The sequence below is a fragment of the Gimibacter soli genome, from assembly GCF_028463845.1.
GTDB lineage: Bacteria > Pseudomonadota > Alphaproteobacteria > Sphingomonadales > Kordiimonadaceae > Gimibacter > Gimibacter soli.
This window is the reverse complement of sequence record NZ_CP116805.1, coordinates 81,756-96,345: the sequence shown is the minus strand read 5'-3', so window position 1 is coordinate 96,345 and position 14,590 is coordinate 81,756. Positions and strand designations below refer to the sequence as shown.

The 14,590-nt window shown below is 60.9% G+C and carries 16 protein-coding genes; 8 read left to right on the top strand and 8 right to left on the bottom strand.

The window, feature by feature from the left end:
• Positions 1-179: 179 nt before the first annotated feature.
• The gene (locus PH603_RS00425; protein WP_289503941.1) at positions 180-392 is read right to left on the bottom strand and encodes a hypothetical protein; all 213 of its coding nucleotides are present in this window, start codon (positions 390-392) and stop codon (positions 180-182) included.
• A gap of 104 nt (positions 393-496) precedes the next feature.
• On the opposite strand from PH603_RS00425, the gene PH603_RS00420 reads away from it, so the two are divergent.
• From PH603_RS00420 to PH603_RS00410, 3 genes are read left to right on the top strand one after another with little or no spacing between them, the layout of a single operon-like run.
• Positions 497-2,557: a S9 family peptidase gene (locus PH603_RS00420; RefSeq protein ID WP_289503940.1), complete on the top strand. Its 2,061-nt coding sequence runs from the start codon at positions 497-499 to the stop codon at positions 2,555-2,557.
• 5 nt (positions 2,558-2,562) lie between these two features.
• The gene (locus PH603_RS00415) at positions 2,563-4,443 is read left to right on the top strand and encodes a DUF885 domain-containing protein (protein WP_289503939.1); all 1,881 of its coding nucleotides are present in this window, start codon (positions 2,563-2,565) and stop codon (positions 4,441-4,443) included.
• A gap of 60 nt (positions 4,444-4,503) precedes the next feature.
• Positions 4,504-5,262 (top strand): MipA/OmpV family protein, encoded by a 759-nt coding sequence (locus tag PH603_RS00410; protein WP_289503938.1) that lies wholly within the window; start codon positions 4,504-4,506, stop codon positions 5,260-5,262.
• On the opposite strand, the gene PH603_RS00405 is transcribed toward PH603_RS00410, so the two are convergent.
• Genes PH603_RS00405 through pspF form a run of 3 tightly spaced genes read right to left on the bottom strand, consistent with a single transcriptional unit; the run spans position 5,250 to position 8,456 of the window.
• The gene (locus PH603_RS00405; RefSeq protein WP_289503937.1) at positions 5,250-6,917 is read right to left on the bottom strand and encodes an amidohydrolase; all 1,668 of its coding nucleotides are present in this window, start codon (positions 6,915-6,917) and stop codon (positions 5,250-5,252) included. The two genes, PH603_RS00410 and PH603_RS00405, sit on opposite strands and share 13 nt — an antisense overlap.
• A gap of 55 nt (positions 6,918-6,972) precedes the next feature.
• On the bottom strand, positions 6,973-7,332 hold the full coding sequence (locus PH603_RS00400; protein ID WP_289503936.1) for a hypothetical protein: 360 nt from the start codon (positions 7,330-7,332) through the stop codon (positions 6,973-6,975).
• Between the two features lie 32 nt (positions 7,333-7,364).
• Positions 7,365-8,456, bottom strand: a complete 1,092-nt coding sequence (gene pspF / locus PH603_RS00395; protein ID WP_434783333.1) for a phage shock protein operon transcriptional activator — start codon at positions 8,454-8,456, stop codon at positions 7,365-7,367.
• A gap of 220 nt (positions 8,457-8,676) precedes the next feature.
• Here pspF and PH603_RS00390 point away from each other — a divergent pair, with 220 nt between their 5' ends.
• The 5 genes from PH603_RS00390 to PH603_RS00370 all read left to right on the top strand — a co-directional run bounded on the left by PH603_RS00390 (position 8,677) and on the right by PH603_RS00370 (position 10,907).
• Complete coding sequence (locus PH603_RS00390) at positions 8,677-8,835, top strand: hypothetical protein (protein WP_289503934.1); 159 nt, start codon at positions 8,677-8,679, stop codon at positions 8,833-8,835.
• 65 nt (positions 8,836-8,900) lie between these two features.
• On the top strand, positions 8,901-9,635 hold the full coding sequence (gene pspA, locus PH603_RS00385) for a phage shock protein PspA (RefSeq protein WP_289503933.1): 735 nt from the start codon (positions 8,901-8,903) through the stop codon (positions 9,633-9,635).
• A 34-nt stretch (positions 9,636-9,669) separates the two neighbouring features.
• Positions 9,670-9,897, top strand: coding sequence for an envelope stress response membrane protein PspB (gene pspB / locus PH603_RS00380; RefSeq protein WP_289503932.1), 228 nt, complete (start codon positions 9,670-9,672; stop codon positions 9,895-9,897).
• Positions 9,887-10,336: an envelope stress response membrane protein PspC gene (gene pspC / locus PH603_RS00375; RefSeq protein ID WP_289503931.1), complete on the top strand. Its 450-nt coding sequence runs from the start codon at positions 9,887-9,889 to the stop codon at positions 10,334-10,336. The genes pspB and pspC overlap by 11 nt, the downstream gene beginning before the upstream one ends.
• A 145-nt stretch (positions 10,337-10,481) precedes the next feature.
• Complete coding sequence (locus PH603_RS00370; protein ID WP_289503930.1) at positions 10,482-10,907, top strand: SufE family protein; 426 nt, start codon at positions 10,482-10,484, stop codon at positions 10,905-10,907.
• Here the strand turns inward: PH603_RS00370 and PH603_RS00365 are convergent.
• The 4 genes from PH603_RS00365 to PH603_RS00350 form a co-directional block, all read right to left on the bottom strand.
• On the bottom strand, positions 10,899-11,402 hold the full coding sequence (locus PH603_RS00365) for a hypothetical protein (protein ID WP_289503929.1): 504 nt from the start codon (positions 11,400-11,402) through the stop codon (positions 10,899-10,901). The two genes, PH603_RS00370 and PH603_RS00365, sit on opposite strands and share 9 nt — an antisense overlap.
• Before the next feature lie 113 nt (positions 11,403-11,515).
• Positions 11,516-12,871, bottom strand: a complete 1,356-nt coding sequence (locus PH603_RS00360; RefSeq protein ID WP_434783332.1) for a sodium-dependent transporter — start codon at positions 12,869-12,871, stop codon at positions 11,516-11,518.
• A gap of 122 nt (positions 12,872-12,993) precedes the next feature.
• Complete coding sequence (locus PH603_RS00355; RefSeq protein WP_289503927.1) at positions 12,994-13,809, bottom strand: hypothetical protein; 816 nt, start codon at positions 13,807-13,809, stop codon at positions 12,994-12,996.
• Between the two features lie 2 nt (positions 13,810-13,811).
• Positions 13,812-14,567, bottom strand: coding sequence for a carbonic anhydrase (locus PH603_RS00350; protein WP_289503926.1), 756 nt, complete (start codon positions 14,565-14,567; stop codon positions 13,812-13,814).
• Between the last annotated feature and the right edge of the window lie 23 nt (positions 14,568-14,590).

The window sequence follows — 14,590 nt, the reverse complement described above, 5'->3', positions numbered from 1 at the left end:
GTTACTGGAACCTTTACCCAGTTTTGAGCGGCTTTTGTCCGTATTTACTGCCTGTTAACGCAAACTGTAGTATAAGGGTATTGCTGATACAGCAAATTAGCTCCCTTGATCTGACTGTGTCGCGCGGAACCGTCCTCCTCCCCCGAGAGCGGTTCCGCATTTTTTTTGTGCAGCAAAAATCAGCGCTGGAAACCGGGACTCCAGGTCACACCGGTGAGCGCCGTGATCAGGTCGGCGCCGAAGACGATGGCGCCAAGGGCACCCGTGAACATCAGGAAAAAAGGCGGCACCAGGGGCAGTTTGCCCGGCGTGTAGCGACGCTCCTGCCAGAAGCCGATGGCGGCCACGACAAGCGAAACGCCCACGCCGATCATATCCCCGTTCGCGGTCATTACTTCTTTCCCTCTATAGCTTTGGTTCAGGGCCGGGCGGCCCGAGGTTGACACCCCTTCACCCGGTGCTAGGCTCCGGGCCAAACAATCATGTGGGGGATATCATGCGCCTTTTAAAGTCCGCAATTCTTGCAAGCATCATTCTGGCACCGGCCGCCGTCAGCGACGACGCAGCGAAGGGCAAGTTCATTGAACTTGAAGACATGTTCAACATCGAATATGCCGCCGGCCCGCAACTGATGCCGGACGGCAAATCGGTGGTTTACGAGCGCCGTTCCAGCGACATCATGACCGATGGCACGCGGATCAACCTGTGGGTCGCGCCGCTTGATGGCTCGGCGCAGCATCCGCTTCTATCGGGCGAGAAACAGTATCGCAGCCCGCGCCTTTCGCCCGATGGTACGCGCCTCGCCTATATCTCGAACGAAGAAGGCAGCAACCAGCTTTATGTACGCTGGCTGAAAACCGGCGATACCGCCCGCCTCACCAACCTGCAGGATGGTTTCGGCCAGATCGCATGGGCACCCGACGGCAAGTCGATTGCTTTCGTGATGGATGTCGAAGCCGAGAAGAAGCCGCTCTTCAAGGGCATGCCGGCAAAGCCCGAGGGCGCCAAATGGGCAGGTCCTGCGAAAGTGATCGAAGCCGCCGAATATCGCGGTGACGGGCAAGGCTATTTCGATGTGGCCTACAGCCATATCTATGTGATCCCGGCTGACGGTGGCACCCCGCGTCAGGTCACCTCCGGCGACTATCAGCACGGCGGCCGCCTTGCGTGGACGGCAGACGGCAAGGAAATCCTGTTCGGCAGCCTGCGCATCAAGGACGCCGAATATGCGGGCCGTGAGTCCGAGCTTTATGCCGTGAATGTGGAAACCGGCGACATCCGCCAGCTGACAGACCGCAAAGGCCCCGACTTCCGCCCCTCGATCTCGCCCGATGGCAAGCGCGTGGCCTGGATGGGCTTCGATGAAGACACCCGCAGCAACCGCGAAAACAAGCTCTATGTGATGGATCTGAGCGGCGGCAAGCCGCAGGCTCTGACCGATGATCTGGACCGTGGTATCAATGACTTCGAATGGGCGCTGGACGGCAAGAGCCTCTATGTTTCCTACGACGATCACGGCAAGGCGCTGGTCGCCAATGTGGACCTCAAGGGCAAGCGCAGCGTGTTGACCGATGAACTGGGTGGCCAGTCGATCGGACGCCCGTACACGAGCGGCGAGTTCGTGGCCGTGCCGGGTGGCGTTGTCATCACCATGGAACGCACCGACCGCCCGGCGGACCTCGCCCTTGTCGGCAAGGGCGGCAAGCCGAAGCTTCTGACCGCGCTCAATGAAGACCTCCTTGGCCACAAGACGCTGGGCAAGGTTGAGGAACTGTCGTTCAAGTCGTCGGTCGATGGCCGCGACATCCAGTTCTGGACCGTGACCCCGCCGGACTTTGACCCGACCAAGAAATATCCGCTGATTCTGGAAATCCACGGTGGCCCATTCGCCGCATACGGCCCGGCTTTCTCGGCTGAGCTGCAGGCATTTGCGGCCAAAGGCTATGTGGTTGTGTATGGCAACCCGCGCGGCTCGACCTCTTACGGTGAGGATTTCTCGAACCTGATCGACCGCGATTATCCGAGCAAGGACTATAACGACCTGATGGATGCGGTGGACGCCACTATCGCCAAGGGCTTCATCGATGAAGAACGCCTGTTTGTAACCGGCGGTTCGGGCGGCGGCGTGCTGTCGGCCTGGATCATCGGCCATACCGACCGCTTCCGGGCGGCGGCTGTGGTGAAGCCGGTGATCAACTGGCTGTCCTTCTCGCTGACCTCGGACGGGTACCTGCACTACAGCAAATACTGGCTGAAGGGCACGCCGTGGGACGAGCCGATGGATCTCTGGAAGCATTCGCCGCTTGCCTATGTCGGCAATGTGAAGACCCCGACCATGATCATGACAGGCGAGGTGGATTACCGCACCCCGATGTCGGAAACCGAGCAATATTATCAGGCGCTCAAATACCGGAAGATCGATGCCGCGATGGTGAAGATCCCGGGCGCCAGCCATGGCATCGCCGCGCGTCCGTCGAACCTCGTGCAGAAGATCGGTCATATCCTCGCCTGGTTCGAACGCTATGACGTGAAAAAAGACGACGCCAAGAAGGATTGATCCCGATGAATCGTCATACAGTCTGGCTCGCTGCAGCCCTTGCCCTCGCCGGATGCGGCGAGGGTGGTGACAAGGCGGCCAACAATAACGACCAGCCGTCAGCGACCGAAATGTCGCATGCTGGCGACACGGCGGAGCAGGACTTCGCCGGTCTCATGCACGGCATGGAGGTCAGCTATTTCTCCGAATGGCCGCAGATGGCGAGCTATTATGGCGTGTCAGAAGATGTGGCGGGTGTCGGCTATGCCGGCGCCCTCAACATCACCGGCCCGCGTGAGGAAGCTGCCCGCCGCACCGCGTTCGAGGAACTTCTCGGCCGCATGCGCATGGCACCCACAGACAAGCTCGACCCGCAGCAGAAGCTTTATCTCGAGACGCTGACAAGCCAGCTCGACAAGGCGATTGCGCCGGGCCGCATCGTGCCTTACGGCGCCATCATGGGCACCTATGGCAGCTGGTTCACCGTTTATCCTGTCACCCAGCTTGGCGGGCCGCAGCTTGATGTGACGAACCTTCTGGATCAGCAGCATGCCATCAAGACGGCGGAAGACGCCGATATGTGGCTGCAGCGGCTGGAGCGTTACGGTGCAGCCGTGGACGGCGCGATCGAATCCCTTGCCGCCTCGCGCGAGCAGGGCGTGATTGCCCCCGATTTCATCCTGACGAAGGCGCTTGCCTCGCTTGCCGACAAGAGCGTGGAACCGGCAGCCGATCACCCGCTGATTGCCACCTTCAAATCGAAGATTGAAGCCGCTGGCATCGAACCCGGCGACCGGGTGGAGAAGGCCATTGGCCTGATCGACAGCGTCTATCTGCCGGCCAACGCCCGCCTGAAACTGGCGCTTGAGCAGCAGCAGCCCGAAGCCGTGCATGATGCCGGTATCTGGCGCCTGCCCAAGGGCGTGGAGCTTTACCAGTCACTCGTTCACCAGATGACGGATACGAACCTTACGGCCTCGCAGGTGCATGATATTGGCCTTGCCGAAGTCGCCCGCATCACGGCGGAGATGGATGCGATCCTGAAGGCGCAAGGCCTCAGCGAAGGCCCGGTGGGCGTGCGCATGCAGGGCCTTCTGAAGGACCCGAAATTCCTCTATCCGAACACCGAAGAGGGCAAGGCAGAAATCCTTGCCAAGCTCAACGGCTGGATGGACGAGATCATGCCGATGATGACTGAATGGTTCGACACGATCCCGACCCAGAAGGTCGTGGTGCGCGCCGTGCCCAAGCAGAACGAAGGCAGCGCCACTGGCGGCTTCTATGATGCCCCGTCACTGGATGGCAGCCGTCCCGGCACTTTCTGGATCAATCTGAAAAACACGGCGACCTGGCCGTCCTACACGCTGCGCACGCTTGTCTATCATGAAGCCGTGCCCGGCCACCATTTCCAGACAGCACTTGGCCTTGGCAAGGATGTGCCCTTGCTGATGTCGACCCTCTATTCCAACGCCTTTGGCGAGGGCTGGGGCCTTTATTCCGAGCTGCTGGCCAAGGAAATGGGCCTTTACAAGGACGACCCGTTCGGTGATCTCGGCCGCCTGCAGGCCGAACTGCACCGCGCAGTGCGGCTGGTGGTCGATACCGGTATCCATGCCAAGAAATGGACCCGCGAACAGGCCATCGACTATATGGCATCAACCGAAGGCTCGCATGTGGATGAAGCTACAGCCGAGATCGAACGCTATGTCGTGTGGCCGGGTCAGGCGCTTGGTTACAAACTTGGCATGCTGAAGATTGTTGAACTGCGCGAACGCGCCAGGGCGGCGATGGGCGACCGGTTCAGGATCGGGGCTTTCCACGATGTGGTCCTTGAGGACAGCGGCCTGCCGCTCGATATCCTCGAGAAGAAGGTCGATCGCTGGATTGCTGGCGAACTTGCAGGTTGATGTGATCCGCGCGGCATTAGCGCGCGTAAAGGGAACGATTATCTCGGGCAAAGCAGACAGATGATGAAACGTTCCCTCCTAGCCTTGTTCACTTTCGGTGCGGCTTCGGCCGCACCTTTCTTGTCGGCGGCAGCTGATGACGACACCAGCTCATGGAGCCTTGGTGCCGCCTTCATCGCCAGCGACCGGGCACAAACGGGGCGGGGCACGCAGTTCCTGCCGGTGCCCTATGTGGCGTATGAGAGCAAGCATGTGAAATTCTCGCCGCGCGGCCTGACCGTCGGCTTCGAGCCCGCAGCAGGGCTTGAGCTTGCGCTGGTCGCCACGCCGCGGTTCGACGGGTTCGAGGCGGACGATTCACCGGCGCTTGCCGGTATGGCGGACCGTAATGCCACGCTTGAAGCCGGCGTATCGGCGACCTACACAGGCAGCCTTGGCACCGTCAGCCTTACCGGGCTTTGGGATACGCTCGGCCAGCACAGCGGCTCGGTCCTGCGGCTTGAAGTCAGCCGCAGCCATATGATCGGCGACCGCTGGATCGTGACGCCGGTCGTCACGGTCGAGCGGCAATCGGCGAGCTTCACGGACTATTATTATGGTGTGCGCGCGGATGAGGCGACAGCCTTGCGCCCGGCCTATACCGGCAGCAGCGCGCTCGTCGTCAGCCCCGGTGTCAATGTGGTGTACCGGATCGGCGGCAAATGGGCGGCATTTGCAAGCACCGAGCTATCGGTGCTGCCGGGCGACATCAAGGATAGCCCCATCGTTTCCGACAGCACGCTCTGGTCGGCGGTTGCGGGTGTCAGCTACCGGTTCTGAAACAGGACCTTGCCGTCCACCATCGTCAGTACAGCATGGCCGTTCGGAATGTCAGCCAGCGGCGCCGTCATCAGATCCACGCTGAAGGCGGTGAGGTCCGCTTTCTTGCCGATGCTGATGGTGCCGATATCCTTTTCCTGGAAGCTCGCTGTGGCCGGCCAGATCGTGAAGGCCTTCAGCGCCTCGTCGCGCGTCATCACCTGATCGGCCTGCCAGTCCGGGCCCTGATAGCCCGAAAGATCGGTACGGCCGATGGCGGCATAAAATTCGACAAGCGGATCGCCCTTTTCAACCGGCGCGTCGGAGCCGCCGGCGATGATCGAACCGGCCCGCAGCACGGTGCGCCATGCGTAAGCCTCGTGGATACGGTCCGGCCCCAGCCGGGCGGGCGCGAAATGCATGTCGCTGATCACATGGCTCGGCTGCATCGAGGGGATGATGCCCATCGCCTTCATGCGGGGGGCGTCTTCGTCGGTGATCACCTGCACATGCTCGATCCGCCAGCGCAGGTCATCATCCAGCTTGCCTTTCAGCACATCCTTGTACCAGTCCAGAAGCACGCGGTTGCCCTTGTCGCCGATGGCGTGGGTCGCTACCTGCACGCCGTGTTTCAGCGCCTTGCGCATATAGCCCTTGGCTTCTTCCTCGCTGATCAGCATCAGGCCGCTGGTGTGGGCGTCGGCATAGGGCTCCAGAAGCGCAGCCCCGCGTGAGCCAAGCGCGCCGTCCACATACAGTTTGATGGCGCGGGTGATGATACGGCCATTCTCGTTGGTGACCGGGCCGTCTTCAAGAAGGGCACCCGCACGGGCGCCGTCCGGCACCACATAGACGCGGATGCCAACCTCGTCCGAGGAGGAAAGGTCAGTCAGGAGCGGCACGTCGCTCCAGGCGGCGGACATATAATGCATGCCGGTCCAGCCCCGATGGGCATAAAGCTCGGCGCCGACTTTCAGGAATTTCGTCTGCTCGGTCGCACCGGGTTCGGGGATCAGCTTCTGCACAAGGCCCATGGCATTGTCGATCAGCATGCCGGTCGGCTCGCCGGCCTCGTCCTTCAGGATATCGCCGCCGAAGGGAGGCTCGGTATCGGCTGTGATACCCGCAGCCTTGAGGGCGGCGCTGTTGACGATCACGGCATGGCCGTCAGCGCGCGACAGGATCACCGGTACATCGGCGATGGCAAGGTCAAGATCGGCGGCGGTCGGGAAGCGTTTCTCGGGCCAGTGGGTTTCGATCCAGCCGAGGCCGGCGACGATGGTATCTTCAGGGTGCGCCTCACGCCACGACTGCAGCCGGGCCTGCAGGTCGGAAACCGAGGCGGTGCCGGTAAGATCGAGCGTCAGTTCACGCCGCCCGATACCATCCAGATGCGCGTGGGAATCAGTGAAGCCCGGAAAAAGGGCTGCACCCGCCAGATCGATTATCTGGGTGCTTGGGCCGACCAGCAGGGCGATATCGGCGCGGTTGCCAACCCCCATGATGCGCCCGTCCTTGATGGCAACGGCTTCAGCCGTGGGATTGCCGTCATCTGCCGTATAGACCGGCCCGCCCCAGATGATGGTGTCGGCAAGCGGTGTTTCTACCTCGCTTTCAACCGAACAGGCAGCAAGCAGGAACGACAGCCCGACCGCGGCTTTCCAGAGATGACGCATGATATCCCCCAACAAGTTTGGCCCGCCGCCATGCTGCGGCGCAGGGGCAGGGCTGTCAAGCGCGGGGGTCGCGTGGGTCGCTTTCCGAACCGATTTCCTTGCCGGCGTCCGCGATCAGGGCATCAAGCCCGTCTGACCGGTGCCGGCGGCGCAGGAAACCGATGATGAGGCCGAGCACGCCACCAGCGGCGATGATGATGGCGAACATCATGAAGAAGCCGGTGATCAGGATGCGCAGGTCATGGCTCTGGTCGCACGCGCCTTCGCAAAGGGCGTCTTCAGGGTTGCCGATCCACAGGCGGAAGGCGGCAAGGGCCGCGATAGAGACAAGCACCAGCATGAAGATGGTGCGGCCCGTAAGAAGGGGCTTGTTGCGCTTGGCCTGGCGGCGCTCGATGAAGATATGCTGGCTCATGCGCGGCACTATGCGCGGAGAGGGCGGTGCGATCAAGCGGCTTCGCTCGGGCCTGTCAGCCCGTGCTTCTTCATGGCATGGCGGAGCTGGTCGTAGCTGAGGCCGAGCCGGTCGGCGGCGGCCCGCTGGTTATAACGGCAGGCCTTGAGGGCAGCTTCCAATATATCGCGCTCAGCGGCGGCAACAGCCGCGCGGTAGTCGACCGAGCCACCATCCCCCAGAGTGGTGATCCCGTCCCGCAGGGCACGTTCACCATTCGACGCAGGGTGTGTTGCTGATATATCAACCGAACGTTCGGTTTGTATAGATGTCTTGCTGCTGCCAACTGCCGATGTAGTGCCGCGCGGGCGGAAGGGGCTTTTGAAAGGGTCAAAAACAATTGCGTCAATCGGGTCCTCGCCGTCCCACGCAGAATAGACCGCACGCTCAATCACATTCTTCAGTTCACGGATATTGCCGGGCCAGTCGTAGCTGACCAGCTGGTCCATCGCCCGCCCGGTGAAGCCTGGAAAGGTTGGCCATTCGCATTCGTGCGCCATGCTGCGCCCGAAATGCTCGGCAAGTTCCGGGATATCTTCAGGCCGGGCGCGCAGGGGCGGGATGGTGAGCACGTCGAAAGCCAGTCGGTCCAGAAGGTCATGGCGGAACTTGCCATTGTCGGCGGCGGAAGGCAGGTCGATGTTGGTGGCACCAATCACCCGCACGTCCACCTGCTGCGTTTCGGTGCCACCGACCCGTTCGAACTCGCCATATTCAATGACGCGCAGAAGCTTCTCCTGCGCGTTCAGGCTCATGTTGCCGATTTCATCAAGGAACAGCGTGCCTTCGTGCGCGGCTTCAAACCGGCCAGCGCGGCGCTTGGCGGCACCGGTGAAGGCGCCGGGCTCGTAGCCGAACAGCTCGCTTTCAAGGAGTGTTTCAGGCAGCGCCGCGCAATTGAGCTTCTGGTAGGCCTTGTCCCAGCGGTTCGACAGGAAGTGGAGTCGCGCCGCGATCAGTTCCTTGCCGGTGCCGCGTTCGCCGATCACCAGAAGGGGCCGGTCAAGCGGGGCCGCGCGGCTCACCTGGTCGATGAGATCGAGAAAGGCAGGGGCACTGCCGATGAGGCTGTCATCACGTGAAATCATGAACGCCAATATATGGTGTAAAATACCAATAGTCAGTAAATATCACGTTACGTAAGTGCGAATTTTTGATGCGCAAAAATAAATACCGTTATATTTCAATATATTATGATTTTCTCAAAAACTGGCACGGCGGGTGCAATACAGGGAAGCATCCCGCAAAGACGGGAAACAAAAACGACGATACGACAGCAAAACGAAGCTCTTGAAGGACACGACCATGAACAAGCTCATGACCCTGACCCCGGCACTGAAAGCGGCTCACCGTCTTGACCGCGATCTCGCCACGCTGACCGCCGTGTTCGGCAGCACCCGTCGCTCGGCCCCGCGCCGTGAAACGGCTACGGCAGGCATGGGCCTTCTGGGCGCCCGTTCCTGAAAGACATAAGGTTACGCCTAACCCGGCACCGGGTCCGGCCAGCGAGGAATTGAAAGGAAAATAATATGGGTATCTTCTCCCGCCTGAACGACATCATCAACTCGAACATCAACGCCATCCTCGACAAGGCGGAAGATCCGGAAAAGATCATCCGCATGGTCATCCAGGAAATGGAAGACACGCTTGTGGAGGTTCGTTCGAACGCTGCCCGCATCATTGCGGACCAGAAAGATGTCGAACGCCGCATCGCCAAGCTGGCTTCGGCACAGGCCGACTGGGAAGCCAAGGCAGAGCTCGCCATCTCCAAGGGTCGTGATGACCTCGCGAAAGGTGCGCTCATGGAAAAGGCCCGCCTTGCCGAAACGGTCGGTCATCTGGAAGCCGAGCTTGGCCATCTCCGCGAAGCGCTGGTGCATGCCGAAGAGGATGTGATCAAGCTCGATGCCAAGCTGCGCGAAGCCCGCGCCAAGAAGGCAACGATCCAGACCCGCACCAAATCGGCGGTCAACCAGGTTCGCGTACGCCGCAACCTCTATGACCCCCGCATCCGCGATGCTTTCGACCGGTTCGACAAGGTTGATGCCCGCATCGACCGGCTGGAAGGTGAAGCGGCGGCCATGGACCTCGGTCGTTCGAAGGAAGCAACGCTTGCTGACGAGATCAACGCCCTTGAATCAGAAGGCGAGATCGATGCAGAACTGGCTGCGCTGAAGGCGAAAGTTTCGGGCAAGAAAGCACCGGCTGCTCCGGCTGCCGAAGAAGCCCCGAAAGCCGCCCCGAAGAAGCCGGCGTCGAAGTAACCGGCACCCAATACTCTAAGCGAGGAGAGTATCCGTGTTTGAAACAGTCATGATCCTTCTCTGCGTCATTGTCGCGCCCCTGTGGATTATCTTCCACTATGTGACGCGCTGGAAGCAGATGAAGGGCCTCACCGCGGAGGATGAGGCAAACCTCGGCGACCTGCGCCGGCTGGCCGACCGCCTGGAAGACCGGACCCGCACGCTGGAACGCATTCTGGACGCCGAGGTTCCCGACTGGAGGAGCCGCAACCATGACCTCTAGTCAGCACGAACATCATCACTATCACTTCCACAGGAAGGATAAGACCGACATGAACTACCGCAAAAGCCCGACCCGGCTCTACAAGATCCCCCGCGAGGGCAAGCTGATGGGTGTATGTGCGGGGGTAGCCGACTATACCGGCGTGAACCTCACCGCTGTACGCATCCTCTGGGTGGTCGGCCTGTTCACACCGATCAACTGGATCCTTCTTATCGGTTACTTCGTCCTTGGCATGACCCTCGACCCCAAGCCCGAGGATCTTTACGAGGACGTCCGCGAGGAAGAATTCTGGCGGCAGGCCCGCAAGGCACCCGACTATACCGCCGCTGATCTGCGCCGCCGTTTCCGCGAACTTGATCGTCGCACCGGCGACATGGAGGCCTACATGACGAGCAAGAGCTTCAAGCTCGACCGCGAACTCAAGGCCCTCGAAGACTGATCGACAAGTATACACTATGCGTTTCCATGACCCTGAGGGCGTCTCATCCGAGGCGCCCTATTTTTTTGTGCGCCCGAAAAAGGGTGGACAAGGGCGCTACGCGGTACCATGTAGCAGGGGATTGAAGGCAGACTGCGGAGTGACTATGACGAGCGAAACCACGACCCTCGATGATGTGCTTGATACGTTCGAGTTCCTTGATGACTGGGACGAGCGTTACAAGTTCATCATCGATCTTGGCCGCCGTCTGCCGCCGCTCGACGCAAGCGAGATGACCGACGATTTCAAGGTGCGCGGCTGCCAGAGCCAGGTATGGCTGATCCCCGAACGCGATGCGGATGGCCGTATCCGTTTCCGCGGGGATAGCGACGCCCATATCGTGAAGGGCCTCGTGGCCCTGATGCTGCTTATCTATAACGATAAGACGCCCGGGGAAATCCTCGCGGTTGATGCGCGCGGGCTGCTGGAAAAGCTGGGGCTCGCGAGCCACCTGTCGCCGCAGCGCGCGAACGGTCTTTTCTCGATGGTAGAACGGATCAGGACAATCGCCGGGGCGGCTGCCTCAGCTTGATGGTTCGCTATTGTCGCGGAGCGTGACGCGGCCTGCTGCCTGAACGGTTTCCGCCACAACAGCCGCGGCTTCTGGCCCGCAGCCCAGAAACTGGTTCATCGCCATTTCATCGCGTGCGGCGATCTGCAGCGCCTTCGTGCGCTCGCCGGCGTCTTCCATGCTGAGGCCGCCGTCTTCCATAAGGAGCGTGCCGACGATATTGGTGAAAAGCGCGATCTGCCGCTCATATTGCTGCTTCTCGCCCCCTTCCACAAACTTGCACTGGACATTCAGCCAGTAGCCCTTGGCCACACCGCTATATTGCAGTGCCATTTGGTAGGCTTGTGTTTCCGTGGCAAGTTCAAGGCCCGCAAGTGCGCGCTCGGTGGAGCGGCGGTCGGTCAGCACCCGTTGCACCAGTTCCATATTCACCGTGTCCTCGGCTTCCTCCTGTGCAAATGCGGCAGGGGTCGCAAGGCAAAGGGCGGCAAGGGGCAGGGCAAGGCGGTGCAGCATGGTTTCCTCCGAAGGGCTGTTGTGCCGCCATGCTCGCACGGCTGTGCGAAGGCGCGCAATCATGAAAAAGGCCCGCCAAGGCGGGCCTTTCGTTGATGCAGGAGCCGAGGTGCTTACAGCACCGTCACGCTCAGGAACACAAGGAACACCGCAATCGGCGCCACGAAGCGCACGATGGTGTACCAGAAGCGGAACTGGGCATCGGTGAGCGCCAGTTCGTCCGCCATCGCCTTGCGGCTGACGAACCAGCCGACAAAGAGCGCGGTGAACATGCCGCCAAGCGGCATCATGATATTGTTCGTGAGATAGCCTTTGGCATCCATGATCGACTGGCCGAAAATCCGCACGTTGCCGAGCATATTGCCTTCTTGGCCAAGCGCGGAAAGGATGCCGAGCGCGAAGGCGGCAGCGGCAATCGTCAGCGCCGATTTTTTGCGGTTGATCTTCCAGCTGTGCTCCAGATAGCTGACGGCCGGCTCAAGCAGCGAGATCGAGCTGGTGATGGCGGCCATCGAAAGAAGCGCGAAGAAGAGCGTGCCGATGATCTGCCCGCCCGGCATCTGGCCGAAGGCGATGGGCAGGCTCATGAACACAAGGCCCGGGCCGCCCGAAGCGCTGATCCCGAACTGGAAGACGATCGGGAAGATCGCAAGACCGGCGAGCAGTGCCACGGTGCTGTCGGCTGCTGCAATCGTCAGGGCTGACGGGCCGATTTTTACATCGCGGTTCAGGTAAGCGCCGTAGGTCATGATCGACCCCATGGCGAGCGACAGCGAGAAGAAGCTCTGGCCGAGGGCATCGATCACCACGGCAGGCGTCAGCTTGCCGAAGTCCGGGGTGAAGAGGAAGGCGAGGGCATCTGCAAAGGCGCCTGTCAGCGCCGCGTAGACAACAAGCAGTACCAGAAGGCCGAAGAGGGCCGGCATCATCAGGCTGACGGCCTTTTCAAGCCCGCCCTGCACGCCGCGCGCCACGATATACATGGTGATGCCCATGAAGATGGCGTGGCTGACAAGCGGCTCGGTCGCATGGCCGATGAAGTCGGAGAACATCGACGTGGCGCCGGCTGCATCCAGGCCCTGGAAGCCCATGATCGCCTTGATCATATAGGCAAGCGTCCAGCCGCCGACGACCGAATAGAAGCTGAGGATGATGAAGGCGCCAAGCACGCCGGACCAGCCGATGAGGCCCCAAAGCGGACTGCGCTTTTCTTCAGCGGCAATCTTCTTCATTGATCCGATAGGCGACATCCTGCCGCGACGGCCGAGCGACAGCTCGGTCATCAGCAAGGGAACGCCGATCAGGAATGAAAAGGCGAGATAGACAAGCACAAAGGCCGCCCCGCCCGATTGGCCCGCCTTGAACGGAAACAGCCAGATATTGCCGAGGCCGACGGCACTGCCGACCGCGGCCATGATAAAAGTCCAACGCGAAGACCAGTTCGCCTGGTCGCTACCAGCAGCCATGATTTATTGCTCCCCCTGGATATTCTTTTCTTTCATCGCGTGCAGGCCCATTGGCCTCGCCGCATGGCGCGCCATCTTAAGGAGGCGGGGCTTGCACCGCCAGCCCTATTAGACAAGATTTTCTGTCAATTCGCCGTGTCGATCACGCGGCAATAGTCCCCGCTCGCGCGGACGGCGACACAGAGCCGGTCGGCATCCGACCAGTCACTGGTTCGAACACCCACCCGCCACGTATCGCGGCCTTTGGCGGTGACTTGCATCGTGTCGAACATGCCCGCAAGTGCCGGGTAGCGCCGGATCTCGCCTTTCACAGATTCTGCGGCTTCTGCTGCCTCGAAGAAGGACACAAGATGGGCGAACCAGCGGCCGTTCGGGTCATGGCTTGCCGGTGCCGTTACCTCGATAGAAGGAGAAGGTGCCGGCCGGTCAGGCTTCGGGGCGACGGGCTTGGGGCTGGAGGATTTCGCGGGCGTTGGAGTCGCAGCTGTTGCCGGGGCTGATGGCACCCTAACTGGCTTTGTCTCCGGCAGGCCCCTGTGCAACTTGAAGGGCACACCAACGGCTGCATCCATGCTTCGCAGGGCAAAGGCGATGACCGTCAGGCGTCCGGATGCAGCTTCGTTCACGGGCAGAATTGATTTGCCGGAACAGGAAAGGGCAACGGGCGTGCGATCATCACTTGATGCCAGCGCCATATACAGCGGCCGGATACGTCCGCCATGCCCCAAAAGCTCAGCGATATAGGCCGCATAGAAACGGCTTGCTATGTCGGTATTGCCGCTGGCCGACAGCGCCGCAGCGGCGGCTTCATAGTCACCTTCGCAGAAGGGCTTGGCGATAGCCTTCGGGATGGCCTTGGGGGCGGCACCTGCGGCGCCACCAATGCCCAGCCCGGCAGAAACAAGCAGTGCAACGACAGATATGGTAAAGCGCCCGCGCATCGTTACGGTGTCCCTTCACTGTCAAGGATCATGCGGTGGTTCCGATCCTGTAAGGGGCGGGCATTCATCTTGGTCAGTGTTTTCAGGGCGCGGATCTGGGCGGCCGACATTTCGATCGGCTCCTTCATGACGTACCAATGCACGCCTTCGGTGCAGGGCGGCGTGGTAAGCGAGCCCATATAACGGTAGAAACCGCGGCTTGAAGGCATCAGATCCCGTGGGTTCACAAGGACTGTCGGCACCTTGTTTTGCTGGCCTGCCTCGATCGGCAGGCTTGCCCAGAATTCGCTCGCGGCCCTGTGTTCCCGGCCTTCCTTCACGAGCACACTGAAGACCGCGATCTCGTCCCAGGCGTTTTTGTGCATGAACTCCAGCTCCATCTGTGCGTGGACGCCGAGAACGGCATGTTCGCTCGGGGCATGCATGTTGATTTCGGTCAGGACCCATATCTTGTCGCCGATCTTGACGCTGCTGCCGGGTTCTACCGCAAATTTTATCGTAAGACCGGTGTTGTGAAGGTCGACAGGCGTAACCTTGTAATCGAATTCCAGCCGGTTCATGACGATGGGGTCGGTGGCGCTGATGTCAATGGGGGACTGCGCCGTGCCTGTCGCACAGGTCGCATAATCGCGGCTGAGCTTGCCCCAGCGGTCCGGCCCTTTGTTGCCCGAATAGCCCCATCTGTCCTCGACCTGCGCATGGGCAGCGGCGGAAAGAATCATCGCGGCCATAAGGGCGACGGGTCGGATCGGGTACATGGGCTGGCTCCTTGCCTGAGACT

Coding starts and splice junctions, on each gene's coding strand:
- PH603_RS00425 (WP_289503941.1), bottom strand. CDS start 392: ATGACCGCGAACGGGGATATGATCGGCGTGGGCGTTTCGCTTGTCGTG.
- PH603_RS00420 (WP_289503940.1), top strand. CDS start 497: ATGCGCCTTTTAAAGTCCGCAATTCTTGCAAGCATCATTCTGGCACCG.
- PH603_RS00415 (WP_289503939.1), top strand. CDS start 2,563: ATGAATCGTCATACAGTCTGGCTCGCTGCAGCCCTTGCCCTCGCCGGA.
- PH603_RS00410 (WP_289503938.1), top strand. CDS start 4,504: ATGATGAAACGTTCCCTCCTAGCCTTGTTCACTTTCGGTGCGGCTTCG.
- PH603_RS00405 (WP_289503937.1), bottom strand. CDS start 6,917: ATGCGTCATCTCTGGAAAGCCGCGGTCGGGCTGTCGTTCCTGCTTGCT.
- PH603_RS00400 (WP_289503936.1), bottom strand. CDS start 7,332: ATGAGCCAGCATATCTTCATCGAGCGCCGCCAGGCCAAGCGCAACAAG.
- PH603_RS00390 (WP_289503934.1), top strand. CDS start 8,677: ATGAACAAGCTCATGACCCTGACCCCGGCACTGAAAGCGGCTCACCGT.
- pspA (WP_289503933.1), top strand. CDS start 8,901: ATGGGTATCTTCTCCCGCCTGAACGACATCATCAACTCGAACATCAAC.
- pspC (WP_289503931.1), top strand. CDS start 9,887: ATGACCTCTAGTCAGCACGAACATCATCACTATCACTTCCACAGGAAG.
- PH603_RS00370 (WP_289503930.1), top strand. CDS start 10,482: ATGACGAGCGAAACCACGACCCTCGATGATGTGCTTGATACGTTCGAG.
- PH603_RS00365 (WP_289503929.1), bottom strand. CDS start 11,402: ATGCTGCACCGCCTTGCCCTGCCCCTTGCCGCCCTTTGCCTTGCGACC.
- PH603_RS00355 (WP_289503927.1), bottom strand. CDS start 13,809: ATGCGCGGGCGCTTTACCATATCTGTCGTTGCACTGCTTGTTTCTGCC.
- PH603_RS00350 (WP_289503926.1), bottom strand. CDS start 14,567: ATGTACCCGATCCGACCCGTCGCCCTTATGGCCGCGATGATTCTTTCC.